We start from the raw sequence: 597 nt of genomic DNA, 5'->3' as shown, positions 1-597 counted from the left end.
CGGTGAGGGACTAACAAAGGATGGCACATAATATCGCCTCTGTCCGTGCAGACAGCGGAAGAACACGGCAGGGTTTTGCTGACATACAGGGTTATGGAGATCTGAGGCGATCTAGCACAGCTTTACGGCCATGGTCTTTATTTTCCTGCCAACTCCTGCATTAAGCATCCCTCAGCCAGTAAAAATCTACAAAAGCCGACCAGTAAAAAATCTTATATGTATGGCCATCCTGTAAATCACCTGGTGTGCATATGGCGTGATCACCTTTATAGCTCCAATGATCTGCACAGTGGCCGTCTCCGTTTGACCACTGCACGCCAAATGGATTATAGGTGACTGGAGTCACCTCAATGGAAATGCCCTCGTGATGATGGCATGTTGCAGTACCTCCGCTAAAGTTGAGGTTGAATTTCTGGCCATCACAATGGACATGTATGATATCCAAGCCCGTCGTATATTGAATATAAACTTCTGCGGACGCTGACGTAGCCAAGGCTGTTAGCATGGCAAGAAAAACGTAGTTATGGCAGTTTTTAAAAAGCATCAGCCAGTCACTCTGTAAGTCAATATATTGGTGGTGAGGTGCTAAGGATGGTA

1 protein-coding gene is annotated in these 597 nt (G+C 46.2%); it reads right to left on the bottom strand.

The features are described from left to right. Positions 1-160: 160 nt before the first annotated feature. The coding region (locus ACY2RQ_RS19720; RefSeq protein ID WP_490114723.1) for a hypothetical protein at positions 161-597 on the bottom strand (437 nt) is incomplete at its 5' end.

This window comes from Parendozoicomonas sp. 209JJ7-1 (assembly GCF_058147085.1).
This window is presented reverse-complemented; position numbering and strand designations above follow the sequence as displayed.